Source organism: Nocardia gamkensis NBRC 108242, assembly GCF_001612985.1.
Taxonomy (GTDB): domain Bacteria; phylum Actinomycetota; class Actinomycetes; order Mycobacteriales; family Mycobacteriaceae; genus Nocardia; species Nocardia gamkensis.
On record NZ_BDBM01000022.1, the window covers coordinates 64,687 to 90,536 of the forward strand.

The 25,850-nt window shown below is 68.8% G+C and carries 28 protein-coding genes; 20 read left to right on the forward strand and 8 right to left on the reverse strand.

The features are described from left to right. The first annotated feature begins 41 nt into the window (after nt 1–41). The 7 genes from NG1_RS19395 (at nt 42) to NG1_RS19425 (ending at nt 5,884) form a co-directional block, all read left to right on the forward strand. Nucleotides 42–878 (forward strand): class I SAM-dependent methyltransferase, encoded by an 837-nt coding sequence (locus NG1_RS19395; RefSeq protein WP_174315382.1) that lies wholly within the window; start codon nt 42–44, stop codon nt 876–878. Beyond that, nucleotides 875–2,689: a choline/carnitine O-acyltransferase gene (locus NG1_RS19400; protein WP_062972764.1), complete on the forward strand. Its 1,815-nt coding sequence runs from the start codon at nt 875–877 to the stop codon at nt 2,687–2,689. The genes NG1_RS19395 and NG1_RS19400 overlap by 4 nt, the downstream gene beginning before the upstream one ends. A 102-nt stretch (nt 2,690–2,791) precedes the next feature. After that, on the forward strand, nt 2,792–3,073 hold the full coding sequence (locus tag NG1_RS19405; RefSeq protein WP_174315390.1) for a phosphoribosyl-ATP diphosphatase: 282 nt from the start codon (nt 2,792–2,794) through the stop codon (nt 3,071–3,073). A gap of 44 nt (nt 3,074–3,117) precedes the next feature. Next, on the forward strand, nt 3,118–3,969 hold the full coding sequence (gene hisG / locus NG1_RS19410; protein WP_040867212.1) for an ATP phosphoribosyltransferase: 852 nt from the start codon (nt 3,118–3,120) through the stop codon (nt 3,967–3,969). A 295-nt stretch (nt 3,970–4,264) separates the two neighbouring features. Further along, the gene (locus NG1_RS19415; protein WP_157114129.1) at nt 4,265–5,026 is read left to right on the forward strand and encodes a hypothetical protein; all 762 of its coding nucleotides are present in this window, start codon (nt 4,265–4,267) and stop codon (nt 5,024–5,026) included. Continuing rightward, on the forward strand, nt 5,023–5,310 hold the full coding sequence (locus NG1_RS19420) for a hypothetical protein (protein ID WP_062972768.1): 288 nt from the start codon (nt 5,023–5,025) through the stop codon (nt 5,308–5,310). The genes NG1_RS19415 and NG1_RS19420 overlap by 4 nt, the downstream gene beginning before the upstream one ends. Next, nucleotides 5,303–5,884, forward strand: coding sequence for a flavin reductase family protein (locus NG1_RS19425; protein WP_062972770.1), 582 nt, complete (start codon nt 5,303–5,305; stop codon nt 5,882–5,884). Before NG1_RS19420 ends, NG1_RS19425 begins: the two co-directional genes overlap by 8 nt. 13 nt (nt 5,885–5,897) lie before the next feature. On the opposite strand, the gene NG1_RS19430 is transcribed toward NG1_RS19425, so the two are convergent. Continuing rightward, on the reverse strand, nt 5,898–6,809 hold the full coding sequence (locus NG1_RS19430) for a RecB family exonuclease (protein WP_062972772.1): 912 nt from the start codon (nt 6,807–6,809) through the stop codon (nt 5,898–5,900). Nucleotides 6,810–6,884: 75 nt separating this feature from the next. Between NG1_RS19430 and NG1_RS19435 the strand changes: the two genes are divergently transcribed. Beyond that, the gene (locus NG1_RS19435; RefSeq protein WP_040867339.1) at nt 6,885–7,718 is read left to right on the forward strand and encodes a tRNA (adenine-N1)-methyltransferase; all 834 of its coding nucleotides are present in this window, start codon (nt 6,885–6,887) and stop codon (nt 7,716–7,718) included. A 39-nt stretch (nt 7,719–7,757) separates the two neighbouring features. Here the strand turns inward: NG1_RS19435 and NG1_RS19440 are convergent, their stop codons facing one another. Continuing rightward, nucleotides 7,758–8,276: a WKL family lipoprotein gene (locus NG1_RS19440; RefSeq protein WP_062972774.1), complete on the reverse strand. Its 519-nt coding sequence runs from the start codon at nt 8,274–8,276 to the stop codon at nt 7,758–7,760. Between the two features lie 178 nt (nt 8,277–8,454). Between NG1_RS19440 and arc the strand changes: the two genes are divergently transcribed. Beyond that, entirely contained in the window at nt 8,455–10,215 is a 1,761-nt protein-coding gene (gene arc / locus NG1_RS19445) for a proteasome ATPase (protein WP_062972891.1), read from the forward strand. A gap of 81 nt (nt 10,216–10,296) precedes the next feature. On the opposite strand, the gene NG1_RS19450 is transcribed toward arc, so the two are convergent. Continuing rightward, nucleotides 10,297–11,307, reverse strand: a complete 1,011-nt coding sequence (locus tag NG1_RS19450) for an RNA polymerase subunit sigma-70 (RefSeq protein WP_062972776.1) — start codon at nt 11,305–11,307, stop codon at nt 10,297–10,299. Between the two features lie 104 nt (nt 11,308–11,411). Between NG1_RS19450 and NG1_RS19455 the strand changes: the two genes are divergently transcribed. Together NG1_RS19455 and NG1_RS19460 are read left to right on the forward strand one after the other, a co-directional pair. Continuing rightward, the gene (locus NG1_RS19455; protein ID WP_062972778.1) at nt 11,412–11,777 is read left to right on the forward strand and encodes a nuclear transport factor 2 family protein; all 366 of its coding nucleotides are present in this window, start codon (nt 11,412–11,414) and stop codon (nt 11,775–11,777) included. A 181-nt stretch (nt 11,778–11,958) separates the two neighbouring features. Further along, complete coding sequence (locus NG1_RS19460) at nt 11,959–12,156, forward strand: hypothetical protein (RefSeq protein WP_062972780.1); 198 nt, start codon at nt 11,959–11,961, stop codon at nt 12,154–12,156. A gap of 50 nt (nt 12,157–12,206) precedes the next feature. Here NG1_RS19460 and NG1_RS19465 read toward each other — a convergent pair whose 3' ends face one another. Then, on the reverse strand, nt 12,207–14,291 hold the full coding sequence (locus tag NG1_RS19465) for an acyltransferase family protein (RefSeq protein ID WP_062972893.1): 2,085 nt from the start codon (nt 14,289–14,291) through the stop codon (nt 12,207–12,209). 225 nt (nt 14,292–14,516) lie between these two features. Here NG1_RS19465 and NG1_RS19470 point away from each other — a divergent pair, with 225 nt between their 5' ends. Together NG1_RS19470 and NG1_RS19475 are read left to right on the forward strand one after the other, a co-directional pair. Then, the gene (locus tag NG1_RS19470) at nt 14,517–14,999 is read left to right on the forward strand and encodes a cation:proton antiporter regulatory subunit (protein ID WP_062972782.1); all 483 of its coding nucleotides are present in this window, start codon (nt 14,517–14,519) and stop codon (nt 14,997–14,999) included. 4 nt (nt 15,000–15,003) lie between these two features. Beyond that, nucleotides 15,004–16,185, forward strand: coding sequence for a cation:proton antiporter (locus tag NG1_RS19475; protein ID WP_062972784.1), 1,182 nt, complete (start codon nt 15,004–15,006; stop codon nt 16,183–16,185). Nucleotides 16,186–16,244: 59 nt separating this feature from the next. Here NG1_RS19475 and NG1_RS19480 read toward each other — a convergent pair whose 3' ends face one another. Next, a complete protein-coding gene (locus NG1_RS19480) occupies nt 16,245–16,976 on the reverse strand; it encodes a peptidylprolyl isomerase (protein WP_245659959.1) in 732 nt (243 codons plus the stop codon). Nucleotides 16,977–17,181: 205 nt separating this feature from the next. On the opposite strand from NG1_RS19480, the gene NG1_RS19485 reads away from it, so the two are divergent. From NG1_RS19485 to NG1_RS19500, 4 genes are read left to right on the forward strand one after another with little or no spacing between them, the layout of a single operon-like run. Next, entirely contained in the window at nt 17,182–18,018 is an 837-nt protein-coding gene (locus tag NG1_RS19485) for a nitrilase-related carbon-nitrogen hydrolase (protein ID WP_062972786.1), read from the forward strand. 14 nt (nt 18,019–18,032) lie between these two features. Further along, complete coding sequence (gene hydA / locus NG1_RS19490; protein ID WP_062972788.1) at nt 18,033–19,454, forward strand: dihydropyrimidinase; 1,422 nt, start codon at nt 18,033–18,035, stop codon at nt 19,452–19,454. Between the two features lie 34 nt (nt 19,455–19,488). Further along, entirely contained in the window at nt 19,489–20,535 is a 1,047-nt protein-coding gene (locus tag NG1_RS19495; protein WP_062972790.1) for a TIGR03842 family LLM class F420-dependent oxidoreductase, read from the forward strand. 1 nt (nt 20,536) lies between these two features. After that, nucleotides 20,537–21,847: an aspartate aminotransferase family protein gene (locus NG1_RS19500; protein ID WP_062972792.1), complete on the forward strand. Its 1,311-nt coding sequence runs from the start codon at nt 20,537–20,539 to the stop codon at nt 21,845–21,847. A 9-nt stretch (nt 21,848–21,856) separates the two neighbouring features. Here NG1_RS19500 and NG1_RS19505 read toward each other — a convergent pair whose 3' ends face one another. After that, a complete protein-coding gene (locus NG1_RS19505) occupies nt 21,857–22,360 on the reverse strand; it encodes a nitroreductase/quinone reductase family protein (RefSeq protein ID WP_062972794.1) in 504 nt (167 codons plus the stop codon). 102 nt (nt 22,361–22,462) lie between these two features. On the opposite strand from NG1_RS19505, the gene NG1_RS19510 reads away from it, so the two are divergent. After that, nucleotides 22,463–22,831, forward strand: coding sequence for an arsenate reductase family protein (locus NG1_RS19510; RefSeq protein ID WP_062972796.1), 369 nt, complete (start codon nt 22,463–22,465; stop codon nt 22,829–22,831). A 44-nt stretch (nt 22,832–22,875) separates the two neighbouring features. After that, nucleotides 22,876–23,556: a TIGR00266 family protein gene (locus NG1_RS19515; RefSeq protein WP_062972798.1), complete on the forward strand. Its 681-nt coding sequence runs from the start codon at nt 22,876–22,878 to the stop codon at nt 23,554–23,556. Nucleotides 23,557–23,575: 19 nt separating this feature from the next. Here NG1_RS19515 and NG1_RS19520 read toward each other — a convergent pair whose 3' ends face one another. Beyond that, on the reverse strand, nt 23,576–24,145 hold the full coding sequence (locus NG1_RS19520; RefSeq protein WP_062972800.1) for an NUDIX hydrolase: 570 nt from the start codon (nt 24,143–24,145) through the stop codon (nt 23,576–23,578). A gap of 54 nt (nt 24,146–24,199) precedes the next feature. Here NG1_RS19520 and NG1_RS19525 point away from each other — a divergent pair, with 54 nt between their 5' ends. Further along, nucleotides 24,200–24,580, forward strand: a complete 381-nt coding sequence (locus NG1_RS19525) for a nitroreductase family deazaflavin-dependent oxidoreductase (RefSeq protein ID WP_062972802.1) — start codon at nt 24,200–24,202, stop codon at nt 24,578–24,580. Nucleotides 24,581–24,589: 9 nt separating this feature from the next. Here NG1_RS19525 and NG1_RS19530 read toward each other — a convergent pair whose 3' ends face one another. After that, a complete protein-coding gene (locus NG1_RS19530; RefSeq protein WP_084499036.1) occupies nt 24,590–25,786 on the reverse strand; it encodes a L,D-transpeptidase in 1,197 nt (398 codons plus the stop codon). Nucleotides 25,787–25,850: the final 64 nt, after the last annotated feature.

The window sequence follows — 25,850 nt, forward strand, 5'->3', positions numbered from 1 at the left end:
GAACGGCTCGACTGACCGAGCTCGACCCGAGAGGACCGACAGTGCCAGTGCCGTTACACACGACCGGGAAAGCGTCTTTCGACGACATCTACGACCGCCCCGATCCGCGCGCGTACTACGCGCGTATGTCCGACCTGGACTACCGCATTCCGGAACTGGCGAAACCGTTCTTTCAGCAGCAGATTCGGGAGTTCCGCGCCTCCGCGCGGGTCGCCGTGCCGACCGTGCTCGACATCGGCTGCTCCTACGGCGTGAACGCGGCGCTGTTGCGTTTCGACACCACGATCGGCGAACTGGCCGAGCACTACGCCGTGGCCGACATCGATCGGGCCGGTCTGATCCGGCGCGACCTGGCCCGCGTCGCGTCGCGGGCCGCGGCGGACGATGTGCGTTTCCTCGGCATGGACGCCTCCCGCCCCGCCCTCGACTACGCGCGGGAGGCCGGACTCCTGCACGACGTGGTGCACGCCGACCTGGAGTCCGGCGAACCGACCGACGAACAGCGCGCCCTGCTGGCGACCGCCGATCTGGTCGTCTCCACCGGCTGCATCGGCTACGTCACCGAGAAGACCTTGACTCGCGTGGCCACCGCGCACCCGCGCAGGCGGCCGTGGATGGCACACTTCGTATTGCGCATGTTCGACTTCGCACCGATCGAGGCGGAACTCGCCGCGCTCGGCTACCGGACCGAGCAGGCGCCGGGGTTGTACGAGCAACGCAGGTTCGCCTCACCGGCCGAGCAGGCGCAGGTGCTGAACACCCTGTCCGCCAACGGAATCGACACAACCGGCCGGGAAGACCAGGGATGGTTGTATGCCAACCTGTACGTGTCCAGGCCGCTGCCGAAACATCACGCCGACACCGAGGACTCGCATTGACCGAACGCACCTTCGCCGCCGACGACCACCTGCCCCGGGTGCCCCTGCCGACGCTGGAGGACAGCTGTGGGCGGTTCCTGCAGTGGTGCGAGCCGCTGCTGACCGCCGACGAACTCGCCGCCACCCGGGCGGCGGTCGACGACCTGCTGCGACCCGGCGGGCCGGGGCGCACGCTGCACGCGGCGCTCGCGGAGTACGACGCGACGCCCGGTGTCGGCAGCTGGCTCGACCTGTTCTGGCCGTCGCGGTACCTGGGCAGGCGGGACCGGATCGCCCTCAACGCGAACTTCTTCTTCCTGTTCCGGGACGACACCGCCCTGGCCGCCTCCACCGCCGCCACCCAGGTGGATCGCGCGGCGGGCATCATCTCCGCCGCCGTCGACTACAAGCTGGCGCTGGACCAGGAGACCGTCCCGCCGGTGACCCAGCGCGGACAGCAGCTGTCCATGTGGCAGAACAAGTACCTGTTCTCCGAGACCAGGATCCCCGGTGTGGAGCAGGACACCGTGCGGGTCCCCTACAGCGAGGAATGGCCGGGCCCCTCGCAGGCCCGGCACATCGTGGTGTTCTTCCACGGCAGCCCGTTCCGGATGGATGTGATCGGACCCGACGGAGCGCCGTACTCGCCGGAGGATCTCGCCGACGGGTTGCGCGCGGTGCTGAAAGCGGGCGCCCGCCCGGCCCGCACCGACACCGCCGTCGGGCAGCTCACCACCAAGGCCCGCGCGGAGTGGGCGCAGAGCAGGCAGCGCCTGCTGGCCGAACCGGCGAACGCTGCGGCACTGGACACCATCGAGACCGCGCTGTTCGCCGTCTGCCTCGAGGACTTCGCCCCGCGCGACGAACTGCACGCCTGCGACGAGCTGCTGCACGGTGACAGTGCGAACCGGTGGTTCGACAAATCGGTGTCCTTCATCGTCTTCGACGACGGCCAGGCGGGCATCAACGTCGAACACTGCGGACTCGACGGCACCACGATCCTCTCGTTCGTGGACGCCCTGCTGGAGACCCCGGTGCGGGAACACGCCACGCGCTCCGGCGCGCAGGCGCAGGGCCTGCCCGCGGTGGAGCCGATCGAGTTCGTGCTGGACGAGGCGCAGCGCGGCGATATCGCGGCGGCGGGCGCCGCCTTCGCCCGGTACGCCGCGGAGAACGCCACCCAGACGCTGTCGTTCCCGGACTTCGGCACCACCGCGGCCAAGGCGTTGGGCATCTCACCGGACGCGTTCGCGCAACTGAGCTACCAGCTGGCCCATCGGCGCAGCAAGGGGCTCACCGGCGCCACCTACGAGTCCATCGCGACCAAGCAGTACCGCAACGGCCGCACCGAGGCCATGCGGGTGGTCACCCCGGAGATGATCGCCTTCGTGGACGCGATGCAGGACTTGGACGCGGGCGCCGAGGCCCGGCTCGCCGCGGCGCGGACGGCGGCGGCCGCGCACGTGGAACGGGCCAAGCAGTGCCAGACCGGGGCCGCCCCGGAGCAGCACCTGTGGGAGCTGCAGTGGATCCAGCGCCGTCGCGGCGCGGAGCTGGGCGTCACCGACCCGATCCCGCTCTACGACAGCCCGGGCTGGACGATCATGCGCGACGACTACCTGAGCACCAGCTCGGCGCCGTCGGTCAACATCCGCTACTTCGGTTTCGGCTCCACCAGCTCCCGGTGCATCGGCATCGCCTACGTCCTGCTGCCGGACCGCTGGAATCTCTATCTGGCCACCCCGAAGCCGGTCGCCGACCAGATGTACGCCTTCGCCGACCACCTCCGCACGGCGGTCGCCGATCTGCAGGCGTTGCTCGCCGCGAACTAGGCGCCCTCCGCCCGGTTCCTCCGCACCCCGCCCGGGGCGGAGGAGCCGGGCGGTCGCCGTTCCCGGCCATCGTGGGCCGGAGCAACGGGCCCGCATCCGGGTCTGAAACAATGGCTCATCGTGAAGAACTTCGAATCCCTGTTCGCCGAGCTGCAGGATCGTGCGGTCAACCGCCCCGAGGGGTCCGGAACCGTTGCCGCGCTGGATGCCGGCGTGCATACCCAGGGTAAGAAGGTGCTCGAGGAGGCCGGTGAGGTGTGGCTGGCCGCCGAACACGAGAGCGACGAGTCGCTCGCCGAGGAGATCTCCCAGCTGCTGTATTGGGTGCAGGTGCTGATGGTGGGTCGCGGGCTGAAGCTCGAGGACGTGTACCGACATCTGTGACGGCCGTCCGACACCCCATTTCTCCTCCCGAAAGGACTCCTCCCATGCTGCGCGTCGCAGTTCCCAACAAAGGCGCCCTGTCCGAATCCGCCGTCTCGATCCTCGCGGAAGCGGGCTACCGCAAGCGCACCGATTCGCGTGATCTGACCGTTCTCGACCCGGCCAACCAGGTCGAGTTCTTCTTCCTGCGGCCCAAGGACATCGCCATCTACGTCGGCTCCGGAGAACTCGATCTCGGGATCACCGGACGTGATCTCGCGCTGGATTCCGGCGCGCCGGTGCAGGAACGACTCGCCCTCGGGTTCGGCCGCTCCACCTTTCGCTACGCCGCCCCCGCCGGGCGGGAGTGGAAGGTCGAGGACCTCTACGACAAGCGGATCGCCACCTCGTACCCGAACCTGGTGCTGAGCGACCTGCGCCGCCGGGGCATCGAGGCCGAGGTGATCCGCCTCGACGGCGCGGTGGAGATCTCCATCCAGCTCGGCGTCGCCGACGCGATCGCCGACGTCGTCGGCTCGGGGCGCACGCTGCGCCAGCACAATCTGGTGGCCTTCGGTGAATCGCTGTGCGATTCGGAGGGTGTGCTGGTCGAACGCAAGGACGCCGACCAGGGCGACCGGGCGCGCAACCAGCTCGTCGCCCGGATCCAGGGCGTGGTCTTCGCCCAGCAGTACGTCATGCTGGACTACGACTGCCCGAAGGAACTGCTCGACGAGGCATTCGTCATCACCCCCGGGTTGGAGTCGCCCACCGTCGCGCCACTGGCCGATACCGGCTGGATGGCCGTACGTGCGCTCGTTCCGCGCAAACAGAGCAACGAGCTGATGGACCAGCTGGCCGATCTGGGCGCCAAAGCCATCCTGGCCACCGACATTCGCTCCTGCCGAGCATTCTGAACGCCGGATTCGCCTGAGTACACGCGCTGCGCACTCGATGTGCGCAGCGCGTGCCGCAGCTGCCCCGGTTGCGGTCACACGACCCTCGGAGACGCTCTACGCTGCCTATACGTAGACCGACTGCGGCGGATGGGGGACCGTGATGATCGTGACGAGGTGGACCGGCGTCGAGGTCCACGCACTGCGTCGAGCGGCATTGCGTCGCAGCCAAGAAGAGTTCGCCGAGATGACCGGCTTCTCCGACGCCGTCGTGCGCAAGTGGGAGCGCCGTGGCGCGTCCATCACCCTGACGGGCATGTTCGCGGCCGGAATGGACACCGTGCTGGACAGTCTGGACGCGCGCCAGCTCGAGCGGTTCCGAACGGAACTGGCGGAGTCCGCCGGCATCGCCGATCGCAAGTCGGACGCGGACACTGAGCCGACTTTGCCGAGAGATCGGGCGAACGCCGAACAGTGGACCGATCCACGGATCGGCAGCACACTGGGAGATGGTTCCGTCGCTGCGGCGGAGCGGACAGTGCGGCAGTCGGGAGGTGACACTACGGACCGTCGAGAAGTCTTGCGGGCGGCGGGCATCACGGGAATTGCCGCCGGAGCGGGTCTACAGGCTTTGGTGTTCGATTCCGCCCGCGAATCAGCGCGTCTGGTCAGCGCTGTCGCTCGCCCGGGTGTCGATCCGGACAGCCTGCGCGACGCAGCCGATGACCTTCACCGGCTGGCAAGCGAATATGCCCACGCGCCCGATTTGCCCCGGCTTTTCCTTGCCTTGACCGTGTTGCGCGACCAGTTGGCGGCGGCGATCCAGCATGCGGGCAAGTCGGCGGATATGCGCGAGCCGCATGCCCTGTTCGCCGCGACCTGCATACTGCTGGCGTCGGTGTCGCACGACTTGGCCGAGCCACAGGCCGCGATGATTCAGACGCGCGCAGCCTCCAGGTTCGCGGTGCATGCCGGACACCGCAGCCTTGAATCCTGGGTTCGGTGCACTATTACGACGCTCTCACCTACGCGGAGCTCGGTGAATGGACGCAGGCGCATTCCGAAGCCGAGAGGGTGATCGAACTCTACGCCCCCACGAGGTCCCGAACGTGGCCGACGACGCTGACTCTGGCGCAGATCACTCTGGCCCGCGCACGGTTGCACAGTGACGGACCGGGCGCTGCTCTCGAAGCGCTCGATCCAGTGCTCACCGTTCCCGTAGGGCAACGGATCCCGCAGGTCGTGACGGCATTGCTCGCACTCGGGGCCGATCTGCAGGCCCAGCAGGTGGAACGGAGTTCGGACACGCGAACACTGGTGGATGCCATCGCTGCCTTCATCCCCGCGACCGCGCATGGCTGACGACGATCCGCTCCGGGTAGCTCATCGTCTGCTGGCACCACGCATTGCCTACCTGATCGGAACGCGTAGCCGAAACGGCACGGCGAATCTTATTCCGGTCTCCAACCTGACGTCGGTCTCGACTGATCCGCAGCAGATCGCCATCGCTGTATACAAGCAATGGGCGACATACGAAAACCTGCACAGTGCTGCGGGGTTCAGTGTGACCGTGCCAACCATCGAACAACTGGATGGGGTGTGGAAGCTCGGTGCCCGGTATTCGAAGTATCCGGCCTCCGAACCAGCCGAAAAACTCTCCTGCAGCGGGTTGGAAATCGATGACGGCTTGTCCGGCTACGGTCCCGTGGTGCCCGCCGGTCTCGGGTGGCTGAGCTGCCACACGATCGCCCGATTGGATCTGGGCGGCGACCACGGGATCGTTATCGGGCAAGTCGAGACGGTCCGGTTCAACCCACGTCATCTCAACAGCGACGGCACACCGAAGGGTGCCACGCGTCCGCTGATGCAGCAGACCGGCAACCTATTCACGACCGCGGCCGACGCGTTGACCTCGGTGCGTTACTTCCAGCAGTGAACGGCAGCCGTGCTCAATCCGAGACGGCTTCGGCCAGGGTCTCGTCCGGGGACTCGGTCGTGCCGCCGCTCGGCCAGCCGGGGTAGGGGGGTGGCGTGCCGCCGAACGCCGGGCACAAGGGCTTGTAGTCGCAGTACGAGCACATCCGGCCGGTGTTCGGCGGGAAGTCTCCGGTGCGGCCCGCCTCCAAGATGGCCGCCCACAGTGCGGAGAGCGTGCGCTCGAAGCGCAGCAACTCCTGCTCGTCGGGGGCGTAGGTGAGGATCTGCTCGTCGGCCAGGTAGATCAGCCGTAGCTGGGCGGGCACCAGGCCGCGGGTGCGCAGGACCACCAGCGCGTAGAACTTCAGCTGGAACAGCGCCTTGGTCTCGTGCGTCGGCCCAGGTACGCGACCGGTCTTGTAATCGACGACGCGCAGGGCGCCGCTCGGCGCGATGTCGATCCGGTCGACGAAGCCGCGCAGCAGCACGCCGTCGGCGAGTTCGACCTCCACCCGTGCCTCGCGCGATTCCGGGTCGAAACGCGTCGGATCCTCCAGCCGGTAGTAGCGGCGCACCAGTGCGCGCACCTCGCCGAGGAAGACGTCGAGCCGCTCGCCGGCGATCAGCTCCGCGACCTCCGGCTGCTCGGTGCGCACCCGCGCCCATGCCGCGGGCACCAGGGCATCGGCGCGCTCGGGCACGCGCTCGGCCGCGGGCAGCCCGTAGAGATCCTCCAGCACGGCGTGGACAACCGTGCCGCGCACCGCGTGCACCGACGGCTGCTCCGGTATCCGATCGATCGCCCGGAACCGGTATTTCAGCGGACACTGCTTGAAATCCATTGCCCGGGAGGGCGACAGCGCGGGCCGGGCGCGGCTCGCCGTCGCGTCGGGCTCGGAGGTCCGCGCGTCGTCGGCAGGGGGCGTGGACACGGGCGAGCACATACCTGGCAGGCTATCCGGCGGTACCGACACGCCGGTGCCGGACAGCACGGATTCCAACCAGCGGAACGGAGATTCATGACGGCCAGACGGACCGGGCCATTCACCATCGGTGACCGGGTGCAGCTGACCGATGCCAAGGGGCGCCTGTACACGGTGGTCTTGGAGCCGGGCAAGGAGTTCCACACCCATCGGGGCGGGATCAAGCACGACAGCCTGATCGGCGCCGACGAGGGCAGCGTGGTGCACTCCACCAACGGCACGCCCTACCTCGCGCTGCGTCCGCTGCTGATCGACTACGTGCTGTCCATGCCGCGCGGGGCCGCGGTGATCTACCCCAAGGACGCCGCGCAGATCGTGCACGAGGGCGACGTGTTCCCCGGGGCCCGCGTGCTCGAGGCAGGCGCGGGGTCCGGCGCGCTGACCTGCTCGCTGCTGCGCGCGGTCGGGCCGCAGGGGCAGGTGGTGTCCTACGAGATCCGCGCCGATCACGCCGAGCACGCGGTCCGCAACGTGGAGACATTCTTCGGCGAGCGCCCGGCGAACTGGTCGCTGACCGTCGGCGACGTGGCCGACTACACCGGAGAGCCGGTCGACCGCGCCGTGCTGGACATGCTCGCGCCGTGGGACGCGCTACCGGCGGTGTCGAAGGCGCTGGTGCCCGGCGGCGTGCTGATCGTCTACGTGGCCACCGTGACGCAGCTGTCCAAGGTGGTCGAAGCGCTGCGCGAGCAGGAGTGCTGGACCGAGCCGCGCTCCTGGGAGTCGCTGGTGCGCCCGTGGCACGTGGTCGGCCTGGCCGTGCGGCCCGAACATCGCATGCAGGGTCACACCGCCTTCCTGGTCAGCGCCCGCAGGCTCGCCGAGGGCACCGTCACGCCCAAGCCGCAGCGCAGGCCGTCGAAGGGCTGAGCGCGGCAGGGCGGCGACGGGGTGATCGGCGTGCCGGACTCAGACCGGGACGCAGGGCGCCTGCGCGAAGCCGAGCAGCAGACAGCCGCTCGCGTCCGACAGCTTCCAGGTGCCGTCGACGTTTTCCCAGGTCAGCGGGACGGCCGGAGCGGCGCCGTGCGGCGAGCTGATGGTCACCTGCGCGTTCGCGGTGTTGCCCTGGGTGGTGAGGTCGGCGACGGCGAAGGTCAGCGTGTAGCCCTGCAGGCCGGCATTCATCTGGTCGATGTTGGCGGTGCGCTTGTCACCGTTGACGATCAGCTTGGACTTCTCCGCGGTGGGTACATTCGGATCGGCGAGCCTGACCAGCATCGCCTGCAAGGTCTCGGCGGTCGGCGCGCCGGCCGCATGGTCGCCGTGCTCATGGGTACCCGAGGCGGCGGCGCTGATGGTGGCGGAGGTCGCCGCGCTGGTGGAAGAGTCGTCGTCGGAGCCGCACGCCGCCAACGCGCCGGAGATCGCCAGCGCCGCGGCGGCGGTGGCAAGGGAAACACGCAGGGTTCTCGCGGGAAGGAGCATGGTGGCAACCTTTCGGCTCGGGCGGCGAGCAGGCTCGCCAGGGTCGGGTTAGGGCAGGCTAACATGGTGGTCCGGCCGCCGATCGCGGCCCAGATGTGATCACCACGAAACCATGTCGGAAAGCGAGAACGGGTCGCGCCCGGTAGCGTTGATAGACCGGGACTGGGAGGAGCAGCACATGAGCCCCATCGAGAATTCGGATTCGGCGGCCTGGAGAGAGCTCGAGGCGGTACGCGCCGAAGCGGCTGCACTCCGAAGGCAACTGGCCGACTCGCCGGATCGCACACGGGAATTGGAAGCCCGCATCGATTCGCTGACCATTCGCAACACGAAGCTGATGGACACCCTCAAGGAAGCGCGCCAGCAGTTGGTGGCGCTGCGCGAGGAGGTCGATCGGCTGGGTCAGCCGCCGAGCGGATACGGCATTCTGATCGGTGTGTACGACGATCAGACGGTCGACGTGTTCACTTCGGGTCGCAAGATGCGGTTGACGTGTTCACCGAACATCGAGACCTCGACGCTCGAATACGGACAGACCGTCCGCCTCAACGAGGCGCTCACGGTCGTCGAGGCCGGGCACTACGACGCGGTCGGCGAGATCGGCACCCTCCGGGAGATCCTCGACGACGGACGTCGCGCCTTGGTCGTCGGCCATGCCGACGAGGAGCGCGTGGTGTGGCTGGCCGGCCCGCTGGCGAAGGTCGCCGAGATGGACGACCTGGACGACCCCGATTCCCCCATTCGCAAGCTGCGGCCGGGCGACTCGCTCCTGGTGGACACGAAAGCCGGATTCGCCTTCGAGCGCATCCCCAAGGCCGAGGTCGAGGACCTCGTGCTGGAGGAGGTGCCCGACGTCGACTACGGCGACATCGGTGGTCTCGGCAGGCAGATCGAGCAGATCCGCGACGCGGTGGAGCTGCCCTTCCTGCACAAGGACCTCTTCCGCGAGTACGCGCTGCGCCCGCCGAAGGGCGTGCTGCTCTACGGTCCCCCCGGTTGCGGCAAGACGCTCATCGCCAAGGCGGTGGCCAACTCGCTGGCCAAGAAGATCGCCGAGGCGCGCGGTGAGGATGCCAAGGAAGCCAAGTCCTACTTCCTGAACATCAAGGGCCCCGAGCTGCTGAACAAGTTCGTGGGCGAGACCGAGCGCCACATCCGGATCATCTTCCAGCGGGCTCGCGAGAAGGCGTCCGAGGGCACGCCGGTGATCGTGTTCTTCGACGAGATGGACTCGATCTTCCGCACCCGCGGCTCGGGCGTCTCCTCGGACGTCGAGACCACGGTGGTGCCCCAGCTGCTGTCGGAGATCGATGGTGTCGAGGGCTTGGAGAACGTCATCGTCATCGGCGCCTCCAACCGTGAGGACATGATCGATCCGGCGATCCTGCGGCCGGGCCGCCTGGACGTGAAGATCAAGATCGAGCGTCCCGACGCGGAGTCGGCGCAGGACATCTTCTCGAAGTACCTCACCGAGCACCTGCCGCTGCACGACGACGACCTGGCCGAGTTCGGCGGCGACAAGAACCTGTGCATCCGCGCGATGATCGAACGGGTCGTCGACCGGATGTACGCCGAAAGCGAGGACAACCGCTTCCTGGAGGTCACCTACGCCAACGGTGACAAAGAGGTCCTGTACTTCAAGGACTTCAACTCCGGCGCCATGATCCAGAACATCGTGGACCGCTCCAAGAAGTACGCCATCAAGGCGGTGCTCGACACCGGCAACCCCGGCCTGCGCATCCAGCATCTCTACGATTCGATCGTGGACGAGTTCTCCGAGAACGAGGACCTGCCCAACACCACGAATCCGGATGACTGGGCCCGCATCTCGGGCAAGAAGGGTGAGCGGATCGTCTACATCCGCACGCTGGTCACCGGCAAGAACGCCAGCGCCAGCCGCGCCATCGACACCGAGTCGAACACCGGTCAGTACTTGTAAAGGTTCGCCGGACCACGAAGGGCCGCGTCTCCTCGGAGGCGCGGCCCTTTCGCCGTTCGTGCCGGAGCGCAATCGCGCCGGTCACGCGGGCGGCGGGCCGGCCGGCAAGCGGTCGGGCAGGCCGAACCGCGGATAGAGAGCGTCGAGGTGGAAACGGGTGATCCTGCCGATGCGGTTGCCCGCGGGGGTGAGCACGATCAGGCCGGCCGGAGTCGCGACCGGTCGCAGTGCGTCGTCGAGGTATGCGCCGAATGCGGGCAGGCCGTTGGCGCCCGTCGGCACCAGGTGGATGCGGCGCTCACCACGGTAGGCGAAGGAGGCGGACAGGAATTCCGCGATAGCGGCCGGGCCGTGATACTCGTGCGGCGCGGGCGGCATCGAAAGCCACGCGTCGTCGGTGAGCAGCGCGATCACGCCGTCGACGTCGCCCGAGAGGTATGCCGAGGCGAAGCGGCGTGCGAGATCGTATTCGTCGGGAGCGGCTCGGCGCGGGATTGTTCGACCCCGATGCCGGTCGAGCGACGCTCGTGCGCGTTGCAGCTGTCCCTTGACCACGGTAGGCGTGACGCCGAGGAGGTCGGCCACCTCGGCGACGGGGAAACCGAGAACATCGCGCAGCACCAGGGTCGCGGCTTGGCGCGGCGAGAGTCGCTGCAACCCCATGACGAAGGCCAGCTCGACCGCTTCGGTGGCCGTGTAGCGGGCCTCCGGACCGGGCGCGGGGTCAGCGATGTCCAGCTTGCTGTCGGGGTATGGCTGCAACCAGCGCACCTCGTCCCGGCGCGTGGCTTCGGGCGGCGAGAACGGTGGCACCGGCTCGGGCGGCATTCGGCGACGGGCGTCGCGCAGCGCGTTGAGGCACCGGTTGGTGGCGATGCGATACAGCCACGAGCGCAGCGATGACCGCTGCTGGAACCCCGGCAGGCCGCGCCAAGCCGCCAGTAAGGCCTCTTGCACCATGTCCTCGGCATCGGTCAACGAGCCGAGCAGGCGGTAGCAGTGCAGTTCCAGTTCGCGCCGGTACGGGTCGGTGAGGATCCGGAACGCCGACTCGTCGCCCGCGCATGCCCGCTCCAGGGTCGTCTGCTGCACGCCGTCGATGGTGCCAGTTCGTCGCCGGACGTTCCATCGGGCCGGTTTCCGGTGTCACTACCTACAGCACGGCGAAGCGCCGATGCTTACCGGAAGGAGACACAATGTCGGAACCCATCGCTCTGCGGACCTCGCTGGCGTTCTATCGCGCCTGGACCGGACACGATTTCGGCAACGCCATGACCTACGTCGCCGACGACATCATCTGTGACGCACCGGCCGGGCGGATCGCGGGCGCCGCCGCGTTCCGCGATTTCCTCGAACCGTTCAGCCGGATCCTCACCGACTCGACCTTGCTCGCGTCGTTCGGCGATGACCGCACCGCGCTGCTGATGTACGACACCGTGACCGTTCCGGTTCCGAACGCGCCTGGCGCGGAGTGGCACACGGTGGTCGATGGACGGATCACCTATGTCCGGATCATCTTCGACCGGGCGCCGTTCGACGCGGTCCGGGCCGCCGCGCGCTAGGCCGGAGGGGTAGGCCGCTCGTGCTAACGGCGATTCCGGTGGTCGGAGCTCGCGACGGGTGTGGCATCCGCGTACCGGGCGCTGCCGGAACAGGAGCGGGCGGTGGCGGTGGTGATCGCCGATTCCTATTGGCAGGCAAGCGCTCTGGACGTCGATCGCGCGGCATACGGCTTGCCCCGCCGTGTACAGCCCGAGCCGCGGTTTCGGATACTTCGGCGCTCCGCCGGACACGGCGACCACGGTGCTGAGGGTGGGCGGCACCGAGACCGATGTGCTGGCACGCTGCGGGGAGGTGAGCGCGATCGGGCACGTCGACGCCCGGCTCGGATTTCCCGGCGTTACTCGCGCGGTCACCCTCTGGCTGCGCGCGACCGCGTGAGCCCTGGTCGCGGGCCTGGTCGGACATGTTGCGGCTGAACTGAGTCCGCTTCACCACCAGCCGAGGATCGGCGACAAGCGCCTGCCGAGTTCCGGTGCGAGCGAGCGCGAATAGCTCGCGGTGAGGTGGTGCTCGTCGTGGTAGATGAGGATGTTGCCCTCGGCGACCGCGCAGACGTCGCGTTCACACAGCGCGTCGGACAGATCCACCGGGAACACGTTGGGGAACGAGGCGGCGAACTCCAGCGCCGGGTTGACGGCATTCAGCGCGGCCGCCCGCGGCATGCCGCAGCTGATCCGGTCGCCCCGCTGGGCGAGGCAGTCGATGGCCCGGTACCGCACCCCGTCGCGGCGCAGCCATGGTGTGTCGCGGATGGCGAGCACGTTGAGTCCACGGTCGGCCAGCCGGGCCCAGACGTCCAGGTAGTCGCCCGGGGTCTCGTCGCCGTCGCCGTCTCGCGGCCGGGTCGCCGTGGTGAAGACCCACTCCGGGCGTTCGACGGCCAAGCGGTCGATCACCTCCACCGACCAGTCGCGGCAATCCGGATTCGCTTCGCCCTTGTACATCGGTTCCGCCGCCACCGTCAGCGGGCAGCCCATCTTCAGATACACCTCGACCCGGAAGGCGTGCTCGCGAGCGAGCAGGTCCAGGGCCGGCACCCAGTGCTCGGCGTGCGAGCTGCCCACCACCGCGAGGGTCCGCTCCGCGTGGGCATCCCCGTAGGTGCAGGTGATGACGTCGCGGGTGTCCCAGTCCGCGATGCAGCCGTCACGAGACGGGTAGGCGGCGTCCGCCGGCGCTTCGTACATGGTCGGACGCATCGGAGCCTCGGGCGTGCTCGCGCCGTCGACCAGCGCCTCCGCGCCGGGATAGTGCACCGGTTCCAGCGCCGTCACCGCCCGCGGCGGATTGGCTCTGGTCGCCACCTGCTCGCCGACCGACACCGCGAGCACCGCGATGCCCAGCGCCGCGACCAGCCGGCCGGTGTGGCGGGGGCGGACAGGTGTCTCGCGCGCCGAGCGGCCGGATCGCATCCGCAGCGGCTCTTCGACGAACCGGTTCGTCAGGTAGGCGAGCGCCAGCGACGCGCCGATGACCCCCAGGCCGACGCCGAGTCCGGCGGTCGCGGCTCCGGTCCGCGCCAGCACGAAGATCAGGATCGGCCAATGCCACAGGTACAGCGCGTAGGACAGTTCGCCGAGACGGACCGCGGCCGCCGCGCCGAGCAGCCGGTTGGGCAGCGGTTGCTCGGCGGCGGTCAGGCCGCCGCCCGCGAGGATCAGCGCCAGCGTGGCGCCGACCGGCACCAGCGCGGCGGGACCGGGAAACCGGTCGGCGCCGTCGATCAGCCATCCGCAGACCAGCACCATGACCGCACCGAGGACGGCCGCCGCGACCCGCACCGGGCGCGGCGGTTTCAGCCAGGGCGCCACGATCGCCAGCAGGCCGCCGGCCGACAACTCCCAGGCGCGGGCGAAGCTGTCGTAATAATTCCAGCCCTGCTGCACCGCGGTGCCGTGCGCGGCGTAGACGAACGAGGCCACCGTGCCCGCGGCGAGCAGGGCGGCCAACGCGGGGCGCAGCGCCCCGGGGCGGGCGAAACGCAGGCACAGGGCCGCCGCCGACGCCACGACGAGGATGGCGAGCAGGTAGAACTGCATCTGCACGGCCATCGACCACAGGTGCTGGAGCGGGCTCACCGACGGGTCGGCGGCCAGATAGTCCGACCAGGACAGCGCCAGATACCAGTTCTGGTAGTAGAGCAGCGACGCCAGCGTCTGCGCCGCCATCTCGCCCCACTGGGTGAACGGACGCAGCAGCACGGTCGCCGCGACCACGGCTGCCAGAAGCGTCACCAGCGCGGGCAGCAATCTGCGGGCGAGCCTGCCCGCGGTGTGGAGGACGCGGACGGTCCCGGTGGATTCCGCCCCGCGCAACAGCGAGCCGGTGAAGAAGAAGCCGGACAGCACCAGGAACACGTCCACGCCGCCTGAGACCCGCCCGAACCAGATGTGGAACGCCACGACCAGCGCTATCGCCACGCCGCGCAACCCGTCCAGATCGTGCCGGTATCCGCCGGCGTCCCCCTGCGGCCCCGCCGGGGCGACCGCACCCGGCCGGAGGAGCCGGTTCACCGCTCGGGCGACCGTCACCGGACTCGCACGGCGCGGTCGCCGCGGCAACGGAGTGCGACGGCTCGGCAACGGGACGAGATACGGGACACGTCATCTCTCTTACCACGGCCGGTGAACCCCGGTCCAACTCGCGGGGCCGGTCTATGGTGCGGAAACAGTCCCTTAATCCGGACAATTCGGTCACCTGCAGATCGGCCGACCTCGGCTGGTCGTTAGGGTGGAGTCGTGAACGTTGAGGTGACACCCCTGCCGGGTATCGGTGTGCGTAAGGATTTTCCGCTGGCCAATACACGACGCCGGATAGGAGTGATCGACCACCGTGACGGCACGATGGACCTCATCGTGAGCAAGCCGGATGACCCCGACGAGACCGAACAGGTACCGCTGACGGCGAAGGAGGCGGCGGTGCTGGCCAGCCTGCTCGGTGCGCCGCAACTGGTCGAGCAGCTGCGCGAGGAACACCGGGAGTTCACCGGCCTCACCACCCGCCAGCTGTCCATCCCGGACCGGTCCCGCTTCGACGGTCGCATGCTGGGCGAGACCCAGATACGTACCCGGACCAAAGCGTCCATCGTCGCGGTGGTGCGCAGCGGGCAGCCCATTCCCTCCCCGGGACCGGACTTCACCTTCACGGCGGGGGACGTGCTGGTCGTCGTCGGCACCGCGGAGGGCCTGGAGGCCGCCGCCAAGATCCTGTTAGACGGCTGAGCGCATGGTGGCACACGAGACCGCGCTCGCGCTGATCCAGCTGGGCGCGGTATTTTTCGGCCTCGGCCTGCTCGGGCGGATCGCCGCGCGCATCGGCATGTCGCCCATCCCGCTCTACCTGATCGGCGGGCTGGTGTTCGGCACCGGCGGCCTGGTCGAGTTGCGGCAGGTGGACGACTTCATCCACCTCGCCAGTGAGATCGGCGTCGTCCTGCTGCTGTTGCTGCTCGGCCTGGAATACAGCGCGCCGGAACTGGTCACCGGCATGCGCCGATCGTGGGCGGCGGGCGTGCTTGACCTCGTGCTCAACGCGACGCCGGGTGTGCTCGTCGCGTTCGGGCTGGGCTGGGGGTTCACCGGCGCCATCGCCATGGCCGGCGTCACCTACATCTCGTCCTCGGGCATCGTCGCGAAGGTGCTCGACGATCTGGGCAGGCTCGGTAACCGCGAAACGCCGGTGGTCCTGTCCATCCTGGTGTTCGAGGACCTGGTGATGGCCGGATACCTGCCGGTGCTGACGGCGGTACTGGCCGGTGTGGGCTTCGTCGCCGGACTGAAGACGCTGGGCATCGCCCTGGCGGCGGTCACCGTCGTGCTGATCGTCGCGCTGCGCTACGGCCGCTACGTCTCCGCGATCGTCGACAGCGCCGATCGCGAGATCTTCCTGTTGAAGCTGCTCGGATCCGCGCTTCTGGTGGCGGGCGCTGCCTCCGCGGTCCAGGTATCCGCGGCGGTGGGCGCCTTCCTGCTGGGCATCGCGATCTCGGACTCGACCGCGCACAACGCGACCAAACTGCTGGAACCCCTGCGCGATCTGTTCGCCGCGCTGTTCTTCGTGCTGTTCGGCCTGAGCACCGACCCGGCGAGCATTCCGCCGGTGCTGGGCTGGGCTTGCCTGCTGGCACTCGTCACCACGGCCAGCAAGATCGCCACCGGCTGGTGGGCGGCCAAGCGGGCCGGCGCGGGCCGCCTCGGCCGGGCGCGCGCGGGCACCGCACTGGTCGCCCACGGCGAGTTCTCGATCGTGATAGCGGGACTCGCCGTCGCCGCGGGCGCGGTTCCCGCCGAATTCGCCGCCCTGGCCACCACCTACGTGCTGTTGATGGCGGTTCTGGGTCCGATCGCCAGCCGGTTCGTCGAGCCGGTCATGGCGCTGGTGCTGCGGCGGCGTGCCGGCGTGTCCTGACCGACGGCGGGCTGAACCCGCGGTGGCGACGCCGGAGCGCACCGCCACCGCGGCGGGATTCAGTTCCGTCCGGCGGCGACGGAATTCAGCACGACCTCGACGGCAGGCTCGCCGTCGGACGAGCCGTCCTTGACGCCCGCGGCGGCGATGGACGACAGAACATCCATGCCCGCGGTGACCCGTCCGAACGGGGTGTAGCTCGGCGGCAGCGGCGCGTCGCGGTAGACCAGGAAGAACTGGCTGCCGTTGGTGCCGGGCCCGGCGTTCGCCATGGCGACCGTACCGGCCGGGTAAGTGGCCCCCGCCAGGTTCTCGTCGGGGAAGAAGTAACCGGGGCCGCCCATGCCGGTGGCGGTCGGGTCGCCGCACTGCAGGACGTAGATGCCTTCGGTGGTCATCCGGTGGCACTTCGTGTGGTCGAAGAACTGCTCACCGGCCAGGAAGACGAACGAGTTGACCGTGCGCGGCGCGTGTGCCGCGTCCAGGGCGATGGTCACGGTGCCACAGCTGGTGGTCAGCGTCGCCGTGTATCCGGCGTTGGCATCGATGGTCATGCCGGGCTCGGCGGCCCATTGCTTGCCGTTCGGCTGACCCGCGGCCGGTGCGCCGCAGCCGGCCGGGCCCTGCTCCCGAGCCGGCGCGGGGGTCGCCGAGACGACACCCGTCGCGGACGCCACCAGCGTCACGCCGACGGCGAGTACCCCGAGGATCCGCAGCGATCGCCACGGTAGGCTCCGGCGCCCCGTGCGCCGGCCGTTGACGAGTTCTCGCGCTTGCACTTCGCTGCTCACCGCTGAAAAGCTCCTTCACTCGGGGTTGCGCACCGGATGATGCAGCGCGAATCATTCCATCTCCCCCGCAGTGGTGGGGGAGTACGGCTCGATTTCCGCCTGCGCGGTCCGATGACAGGGCCTGCGATGGCCGCAGATCGGCCACAAAATGTTTCCGGCAACTTGTTGGACAACAGAATTTGTTCTCGGTGACGTATAACAAAGCATGGGAATCGTTCGAGCGGCGCTGGTCCAAACGAACTGGACCGGCGACAAAGAGTCGATGCTGAAGGCGCACGAGGCGTACGCGCGCCGGGCCGCCGCGCAGGGGGCCGCGGTGATCTGCTTCCAAGAGCTGTTCTACGGGCCTTATTTCTGCCAGCGGCAGGACACGGAATTCTATGACTACGCCGAATCCGTCCCGGGGCCGACCACGGAGCGATTCGCCGCGCTGGCGAAGGAATTGCGCCTGGTGATGATCCTGCCGGTGTACGAGCAGGAACAGCCGGGCCTGCTGTACAACACGGCCGCGGTGCTCGACGCCGACGGCAGCTATCTCGGTAAGTACCGCAAACACCACCTGCCGCACGTGCACGGGTTCTGGGAGAAGTTCTACTTCCGCCCGGGCAACCTCGGCTGGCCGGTGTTCGACACCGCGGTCGGCAGAGTCGGCGTGTACATCTGCTACGACCGGCACTTCCCGGAGGGCTGGCGCGCGCTGGCCCTGTCCGGGGCGGAGATCGTGTTCAACCCGTCGGCCACCTCGCGGGGTCTGTCCGGCTACCTCTGGAAACTGGAACAACCGGCGGCAGCGGTGGCCAACGAGTATTTCATCGGCGCCATCAACCGCGTCGGCGTCGAGGAGTACGGCGACGACGACTTCTACGGAACCAGCTACTTCGTCGACCCGGAAGGCAAGTTCGTCGGTGACGTCGCCTCCGACACCGACCCCGAGCTGGTCGTCCGCGATCTGGATATGGACCTGATCAAGGTGGTGCGCGATCGCTGGGCCTTCTACCGCGACCGCCGCCCCGACGCCTACGGGCCGCTGGTGGCCCCCTGAGACCGGGGAACGACATGGCGCGCACCTTCATCCACGGCGGCACGGTCGTCTCCGCCACCGGATCGCAGCCGCTCGACGTGCTCGTCGAGGGCGAGACCATCGTCGCCGTCCTCCAGCCGGGCTCCGCCGCGCTGGGCGCGGACCTCGCCGCCTCCGCCGATCGGGTGCTCGACGCGACCGGCAGATACGTCATCCCCGGCGGTGTGGACGGCCACACCCACATGCAGATGCCCTTCGGCGGGACCCGGGCCTCCGACACCTTCGAGACCGGCACCCGCGCCGCCGCCTGGGGCGGCACCACCACCATCGTCGACTTCGTCGTCCAGAAGCCGGGGGAGCGGGTGCAGGACACCCTGGCCGCCTGGCATGCGAAGGCCGCCGGACAGTGCGCGATCGACTACGGCTTCCATCAGATCATCGGTCAGGTCGACGACGAGTCCTTGAAGGGGATGAGCGAATTGGTGGCCGAGGGTGTCACCAGCTTCAAACTCTTCATGGCCTATCCGGGTGTCTTCTACTCCACCGACGGCCAGATACTGCGCGCCATGCAATCCGCGGCCGAGCTGGGTGCGCTGCTGATGATGCACGCCGAGAACGGGATCGCCATCGATGTGCTGGTCGAGCAGGCGCTCGCGCGTGGGCAGACCGCGCCGTACTTCCACGGCACGACCAGACCGTGGCAGCTGGAGGAGGAGGCCACCCACCGCGCGATCATGCTGGCCGAGCTGACGGGCGTGCCGCTGTACGTGGTGCATGTGTCGGCCCGGCAGGCGCTGGCCCGGATCGCTGCCGCCCGCGACGCCGGACGCAACGTCTTCGGCGAGACCTGCCCGCAGTACCTGTACCTCTCGCTCGAAGACCAGCTGGGCGCAGCGGGTTTCGAGGGCGCGAAGTGGGTGTGCTCGACACCGCTGCGATCGAAGGCCGAGGGGCATCAGGACGAGCTGTGGCGTTATCTGCGCACCGGTGACGTCACGACCGTGGGCACCGACCACTGCCCGTTCTGCATGAAGGACCAGAAGGAGCTGGGTCTCGGCGACTTCAGCAAGATCCCCAACGGCATCGGCGGCGTCGAGCATCGGATGGACCTGATGTTCCAGGGCGTCCGGAGCGGGCGGATCTCGCTGGAACGCTGGGTCGAGGTCTGCTGCACCGCGCCGGCCCGGATGTTCGGCATGTACCCGCGCAAAGGAGTGATCAGCCCGGGGGCGGACGCCGACATCGTCATCTACGACCCCGACGGCCACACCAGCATCGGTCTCGGCAAGACCCACCACATGAACATGGACTACTCGGCCTACGAGGGATTCGAGATCGACGGCCACGTCGACACGGTGCTGTCCCGGGGCCGGGTGGTCGTGGACGGCGGCGGCTATCTCGGTCGCGCGGGACACGGCCGGTTCGTCAAGCGTGACCTCTCGCAGAACCTGATCTGACGCGCCTTTCGATCCTCGAAACGGAGAGTGCCGCATGGACATCGGTCTGGTGCTGCAATGCACGCCCCCGGCCTCGCGGGTGATCGAACTGGCCAGGCTCGCGGAGACGTACGGGTTCTCCCACGTCTGGACCTTCGACTCGCATCTGCTCTGGCAGGAGCCGTACGTCATCTACAGCCAGATCCTGGCCGCCACCCGCAAGGTGATGGTCGGTCCGATGGTGACCAACCCGTCCACCCGGGACTGGACGGTGACCGCGTCGACCTTCGCCACGCTCAACGAGATGTTCGGCAACCGCACACTGTGCGGGATCGGCCGCGGTGACTCGGCGGTGCGCACGCAAGGCGGGAAACCCGCCACCCTGGCAACGCTGCGGCAAGCGGTGGAGGTGATCCGGGAGCTGGGCAACGGGCGCAGCGCGCGAATCGATGACACGGTGGTCCGGCTGCCGTGGGCGGCCGACTCGCGGCTGGAGGTATGGGTAGCGGGCTACGGGCCACGTGCTCTCGACCTGACCGGCGCGGTCGCGGACGGCTTCATCCTGCAGCTGGCCGATCCGGACATCACCGCATGGACCATCGCGCGGGTGCGCGCGGCGGCCGAGCGCGCGGGCCGGGACCCGGCGGCGGTGCGGATCTGCGTCGCCGCGCCGGCTTACGTCACCGACGGGACGGATGCGGCGCTGGCGCACGCGCGCCGACAGTGCCGATGGTTCGGCGGGATGGTCGGCAACCACGTGGCGGAGATCGTCGCGAGATACGGGACGACGGGCGATATTCCAGCCGCCCTCACCGACTACGTCGAAGGCAGGCGAGGTTACGACTACAACCAGCACGGACGCGCGGACAACGTGCACGCCGAGTTCGTACCCGACGCCATCGTGGACCGCTTCTGCCTGCTGGGCACGCCCGACGACCAGCTGTCCCGGTTGCGCGGCCTCGCGGAACTCGGCGTGGACCAATTCGCCGTGTATCTCCAGCACGACGCGAAAACCGCGACCCTCCAGGCGTACGGTGAATCGGTGCTGCCTCGTCTCGCTCCCCTCGTGACCGCTACCCAGCCCACCGAAGGGAGCAACTAGCGTGGTCGATCACGTCTTCTACCCTTGGAGCGCGCAGGCCGAGCTGAACCCGGCTCCCATCACCGGGGCGTTCGGCTCCTACTTCTGGGACGACACGGGCAAGCGCTACCTGGACTTCTCCTCACAGCTGGTCAACGTGAACATCGGTCACCAGCACCCGGACATCGTCGCCGCGATCGTCGCCCAGGCACAGCGGTTGGCGACCATCTCGCCGACCGTCGCCAACGACGTACGCAGTGAACTGGCCCGGCTGATCGTCGAGCGGGCTCCGGGCGAGCTGAACCGGATCCTGTTCACCACGGGCGGCGCGGAGGCCGTCGAACACGCGGTGCGCCTGGCGCGAAGCTACACGGGGCGCACGAAAATGCTCGCGGCCTACCGCTCCTACCACGGCGGCACCGGGGTGGCGATCGGCCTCACCGGGGAACCGCGGCGCTGGGGCGCGGAGCCGACCAACGTCGACGTGGTGCGATTCTTCGGGCCCTACCCCTACCGATCGCCCTGGGGCACGGCCGGTCCCGAGGAGGAGACGGCCGCCGCGCTGGCGCACCTGCGGCAGGTGATCGAGCTGGAGGGTCCGCAGCACATCGCCGGGCTGATCCTGGAGACGGTGGTGGGCACCAACGGTGTGCTCGTCCCGCCGCCCGGTTACCTCGCGGGCGTGCGCGCGCTGTGCGACGAGTTCGGCATCGTCTACATCGCCGACGAGGTGATGGTCGGGTTCGGCCGGGTGGGTGAATGGTTCGCGGTGCAGGCGTTCGGTGTCGAGCCGGACATCATCACCTTCGCCAAGGGGGTGAACTCCGGCTATGTTCCGCTCGGGGGCGTACTCATGGCCGAACGCATCGCGCAGCGCTACGACCATGTGGTGTATCCGGGCGGCCTCACCTACGCGGGGCACCCCTTGGCCTGCGCGGCCGGCGTCGCTTCGATCGCGGTGTTCGAGCGTGAGGGAATTCTGGATCACGTGCGTTCGGTGGGCGCCGATGTGCTCGGAAAAGGCCTGCGTGAGCTGGCCGCTCGTCATCCGAGCGTCGGCGAGGTCCGTGGACTGGGGTTCTTCTGGGCGCTCGAGCTGGTTCGGGATCAGCGCAGCGGGGAACCGCTGATCCCGTTCGCGGCGACGGGCGCGGACGCCGAACCGATGCTCGCGGTCACCGCGGCGGCCAAGTCTCGCGGGCTGTGGCCGTTCAACGCGGGCAACCGTTTCCAGATCGCGCCGCCGCTCACCACGACGGCCGACGAACTGCGCACCGGCCTGGAGATCGTCGACGAAGTGCTCGACGTCGCCGACGGTTACGTCCGGAACTGACCCGCCCGCTCAGTGCGGCGTCAGTTCCACCACCACGCCGCCCTGCTGCCAGGTCTGGTAGATGTCGGCCTTGGAGGGCGAACCGTCGGCGGTGAAGCCGATGCCGTTGTATTTCGCGTTCTGCTTGTTGTCCCGTGCGACGATCTCGTAGAGCCGCAGCACGTCGGCCTCGGCGGTGTGGACGACCGGGACGAATGTGCGCGGTTCGGCGCCGAAGGAGCCCCGCACGGGATCACCCGCCCGCAGGTTCTTCACCCACGGACGCAGGGCGGTGCCGATCAGCAGGCTGTCACCGTGCCGGGTGTAGGCCAGCGGCACATCGTAGACCTTCCCGGACTTGCGTCCGACGACGTGCAGGACCATCAGCCGTTTGCCGACGACGCCGGATATGCCCGGCACGCGCAGCAGCGTCCGCACGACCCGATTCATCAGGACCTGGTACGACGGGATGGGTTCGGGACCGGACGTGGTCGGTGTGCCGTAAGGGTTTTCGGACGACGCGTGCTCACTCATGCTCCCAGTATCGGAGTACGCGCCGCACTTCGCGGGACGACGTCCGAGATCCGCGAATGGGCACCGGATGGCGGCGGCGGTCGCCCTCGGTACCCTCCGTGTATGACTTCCGGGCAAACAGAGATCTGGCACAACCCGCGGTGCAGCAAGAGCCGCAACGCCACCGCGTTCCTGGACGAGGCCGGTGTCGACTACACCGTGCGGAAGTATCTGGACCAGCCGCCGACTGCCGCCGAGCTGCATGAGGTGCTGCGGCGGCTGGGCGCCGAGCCGTGGGACATCACCCGCACCGGCGAGCAGACCGCCAAGGATCTCGGCATGGCGAGTTGGACGCGGACCGCCGCCGACCGCGACCGCTGGATCGAAGCACTGGTCGAACATCCGGGACTGATCCAGCGACCGATCGTGCTGACCGCCGACGGCGGGGCGGCCGTGGCCCGCGACGACGCCGCGCTGCGCGACCTGCTCTGACGGCCGTGCCCGCGGGGCAGGCCCCAGCGGTAGGGTCGGCGGGCATGAAGGTACAACTGCGCCACAGCCCGGCCGCCGCCATCGCGCGCTGCTTCCTCGCGGGCGGCGAGCCGATGCGGGTCGAGAGCGGTGCCATGGTGGCCCATTCGGCGGGAGTGACGTTGCAGGCCAAGGCCGAGGGCGGCATCCTGGCCGGGTTGAAGCGGTCGGTGCTGGCCGGGGAATCGTTCTTCGTCTCGACGTTCACCGCGCCGCCGCAGGGCGGCTGGGTCGACGTGGCCCCCGCGCTTCCCGGTGACGTGCTCAATCTGCAGATCGCCCCGGACCGGCCGTTCTTCATCAGCCGCGGGGGCTGGATCGCCAACTCGCACAGCGTGCAGGTGGAGAGCAAGTGGGGCGGTTTCGCCAACCTGTTCGGCGGCGAAGGCGGGTTCGGCCTGCGCGCGCACGGCGAAGGCGAGATCGTGGTGGGCGTGTTCGGTGCGATCGATGTGATCGACTTGCAGCCGGGCGAGCCGATCACGATCGACACCGGGCATGTGGTCGCCTACGACCTGGCGATGAATTTCACCATCCGGCGGGCGGTTTCGGGTCGATCGATCCAGTCGTTGAAGTCCGGCGAGGGCTTCGTCTTCGACTTCACCGGCCCCGGCCGGGTGCTGCTGCAGACACGCAATCCCGGCGCGTTCGCCGCCTGGGCCGGGTCGGCCGCGTCGCCCAGCTGATCACGGTGTCGTCCTGCCACTACCCGGCGCTCGCCAGCAGGTCCCCGATCAGCAGGCGGGTGTCGGGGACGAACGGCCAGTCCGGATCGACCAGACGCGCGCGCAACTCGGCGTCGGTCCACCACCATCCGTCGGCGATCTCGTCGGGTTGGTGACGGACGGGACCGTCGTAGCGCAGTTCGTACGCATACAGGTGGCATCGCATCGGCCGGCCGTCCCATTCGCCGTCCCAGGAGACCCGCGCCAGCGGCTCCGGGGACAGCTGGGCGGGGTCCGGCGTCACACCCAATTCCTCGGCCAATTCCCGCAGGGCGGTCTCGTGCGGCGCTTCGCCCGGCGCGACCACACCACCGGCCAGGCAATCGTGCATGCCCGCGAAAACGAGCTTGGTGTGGGTGCGACGGTGCACGTAGACGCGCTCGCCGTCACCGGACCGCAGGAGCACACCGGCGCTGGCGTGCCACAATCCCTCGCGATAGACCGTGGCCCGCTCGGCCTCGCCGACCGGATTACCCGCCCGGTCGTAGACCGCGATCGACTCGGCCCTCGGATCTCCGGCGTGGGGCGACGCACGATGCGGAGCGGACATGGGGTCGAGGGTAACGTGAACACCGCACGCCACAGGGAGAGAGGATCGCCGCCCATGGTGCTTCCACACGCACTGGCGAATTTCAACCGGCATGTCACCAATCCGACCGCGGGCCTGGTCGCGGGCCGCGCCCCCGGCTTCGGCATCGTGCTGCACAAGGGCCGGAAATCGGGACGGTCCTATCGCACCCCGGTCATGGTCTTCGAGCAGGACGGCGCGTACCGGATCGCGCTGACGTACGGCCGGAATGTCGACTGGGTCAAGAACATCAGCGCGGCGGGCACATTCGCGCTGGAAACCCGCGGTCACCTCGTCGAACTGACCGATCCGGTAGTGCGGCGCGACCCCTCCGCGGCGTGGGCGCCGGTGGGGGTCCGGCAGGTGCTGAAGACGATCTCGGCGGACTATTACGTCGAGTCCCGTCCGGTGGGGTGAAGGCCGCCGTCAGGCGGGGGCGCCACCGCGAAGCCAGTCGGCCCACGGGATGCTCCAATCGCCGTTGTGCCAGATGTCGAGGGGGTCGCCGCCGGTGTTACGGACCTCGACCACATCGCCGGGGATGACGAAGTCGTAGAACCACGCGGCGTCGGCAGGGGAGATGTTCAGGCAGCCGTGTGAGACGTTGGTATTGCCTTGGGCCCACATGCTCGCGGCCAATTCGTGCACGAAGATTCCGTCGTGGCTGATGCGGACCGCGTGGTTGATGCTCGTGCGGTAGCCGAGCGCGGAGCCGGTGGGCAGGCCGTAGCTGGCGGAGTCCATGATCACCGGATCGTTCTGGTCCAGCACGGTGTAGATACCCGGGCGAGTCCAGAACGACATGACTGTGCCGCCGACGACCGCGGTGCCGCCCATGCCCATCGAGGTGGGCATGGTGCGCACGAGATTTCCGTTGTCGAAGACCTCGATCTGTTTGGTCTCGTCGTCGGCGATCGCGATGTGCGCGGGCCCGATATTCACCGAAACCCGTTGATCGCGCGCGCCGTAGCGGCCATCGCCCAGCGCGCGGCCGAAGAGTTCGGCCGCGATCGTGATCCTGGTGCCCGGGGCGTGATAGTGCTCCGGCCGCCAGTGTGCGTTCTGATCGTCGAGCCAGTACCACGCGCCGGCGACGGCCGGCTCGGTGATGACCTTCAGGTGGCGTTCCACGGCGGCCCGGTCCACGGGTTCGCCGAAATGGGCGACGAGCACGAAACCTACTCCGTAGCTGTCGTTTTCGGTCAGATCGACGAGATTGGCGGAGCGCAGGGAGACGTCGATGAGCTGGCGCGGTGCCACCGTGGTGCAGGTTGCGGTCGCGGTGACGTCGCCGGTCTCACCGTGAGCGACGGCTTTCGCGGTGTAGGTGTGTCCGTAGCCGAGTGGTTCGGCGGTGGTCCAGGACCGATGATCGGGTGCCGGTACGCCCGGCAGCGATCTGCCCGTTTCATCGGTCCATTCGACCGACCGCAGCGTCCCGTCGGTGATGGTGATCGTGCCGGGACTGCGTGCTTCGACATCGTGTGCGCCGGGTGCGGGATCGAACCGGATCGTGGCGGGTACGGGAGGTGGCGCGAGTTCTCGCGTCCACCCCCATCCGGCCAGGGCGAGGCCGCCCGCACCGGCGAAGCCGATCAGCAGCCGACGACGTGCCAATGCCACCGTCTATCTCCCTTCTCCGGGGTGCTGGGCCGACCTCTGTCCGTCAGCATGCGGCAGCTGAGCC

What these genes read in the sequence shown, in the direction of transcription:
- hisG (WP_040867212.1), top strand. Translation starts at nt 3,118, where the DNA reads ATGCTGCGCGTCGCAGTTCCCAACAAAGGCGCCCTGTCCGAATCCGCC.
- NG1_RS19415 (WP_157114129.1), top strand. Translation starts at nt 4,265, where the DNA reads ATGTTCGCGGCCGGAATGGACACCGTGCTGGACAGTCTGGACGCGCGC.
- NG1_RS19425 (WP_062972770.1), top strand. Translation starts at nt 5,303, where the DNA reads ATGGCTGACGACGATCCGCTCCGGGTAGCTCATCGTCTGCTGGCACCA.
- NG1_RS19430 (WP_062972772.1), bottom strand. Translation starts at nt 6,809, where the DNA reads ATGTGCTCGCCCGTGTCCACGCCCCCTGCCGACGACGCGCGGACCTCC.
- NG1_RS19435 (WP_040867339.1), top strand. Translation starts at nt 6,885, where the DNA reads ATGACGGCCAGACGGACCGGGCCATTCACCATCGGTGACCGGGTGCAG.
- NG1_RS19440 (WP_062972774.1), bottom strand. Translation starts at nt 8,276, where the DNA reads ATGCTCCTTCCCGCGAGAACCCTGCGTGTTTCCCTTGCCACCGCCGCC.
- arc (WP_062972891.1), top strand. Translation starts at nt 8,455, where the DNA reads ATGAGCCCCATCGAGAATTCGGATTCGGCGGCCTGGAGAGAGCTCGAG.
- NG1_RS19455 (WP_062972778.1), top strand. Translation starts at nt 11,412, where the DNA reads ATGTCGGAACCCATCGCTCTGCGGACCTCGCTGGCGTTCTATCGCGCC.
- NG1_RS19475 (WP_062972784.1), top strand. Translation starts at nt 15,004, where the DNA reads ATGGTGGCACACGAGACCGCGCTCGCGCTGATCCAGCTGGGCGCGGTA.
- NG1_RS19485 (WP_062972786.1), top strand. Translation starts at nt 17,182, where the DNA reads ATGGGAATCGTTCGAGCGGCGCTGGTCCAAACGAACTGGACCGGCGAC.
- hydA (WP_062972788.1), top strand. Translation starts at nt 18,033, where the DNA reads ATGGCGCGCACCTTCATCCACGGCGGCACGGTCGTCTCCGCCACCGGA.
- NG1_RS19495 (WP_062972790.1), top strand. Translation starts at nt 19,489, where the DNA reads ATGGACATCGGTCTGGTGCTGCAATGCACGCCCCCGGCCTCGCGGGTG.
- NG1_RS19505 (WP_062972794.1), bottom strand. Translation starts at nt 22,360, where the DNA reads ATGAGTGAGCACGCGTCGTCCGAAAACCCTTACGGCACACCGACCACG.
- NG1_RS19510 (WP_062972796.1), top strand. Translation starts at nt 22,463, where the DNA reads ATGACTTCCGGGCAAACAGAGATCTGGCACAACCCGCGGTGCAGCAAG.
- NG1_RS19515 (WP_062972798.1), top strand. Translation starts at nt 22,876, where the DNA reads ATGAAGGTACAACTGCGCCACAGCCCGGCCGCCGCCATCGCGCGCTGC.
- NG1_RS19520 (WP_062972800.1), bottom strand. Translation starts at nt 24,145, where the DNA reads ATGTCCGCTCCGCATCGTGCGTCGCCCCACGCCGGAGATCCGAGGGCC.
- NG1_RS19525 (WP_062972802.1), top strand. Translation starts at nt 24,200, where the DNA reads ATGGTGCTTCCACACGCACTGGCGAATTTCAACCGGCATGTCACCAAT.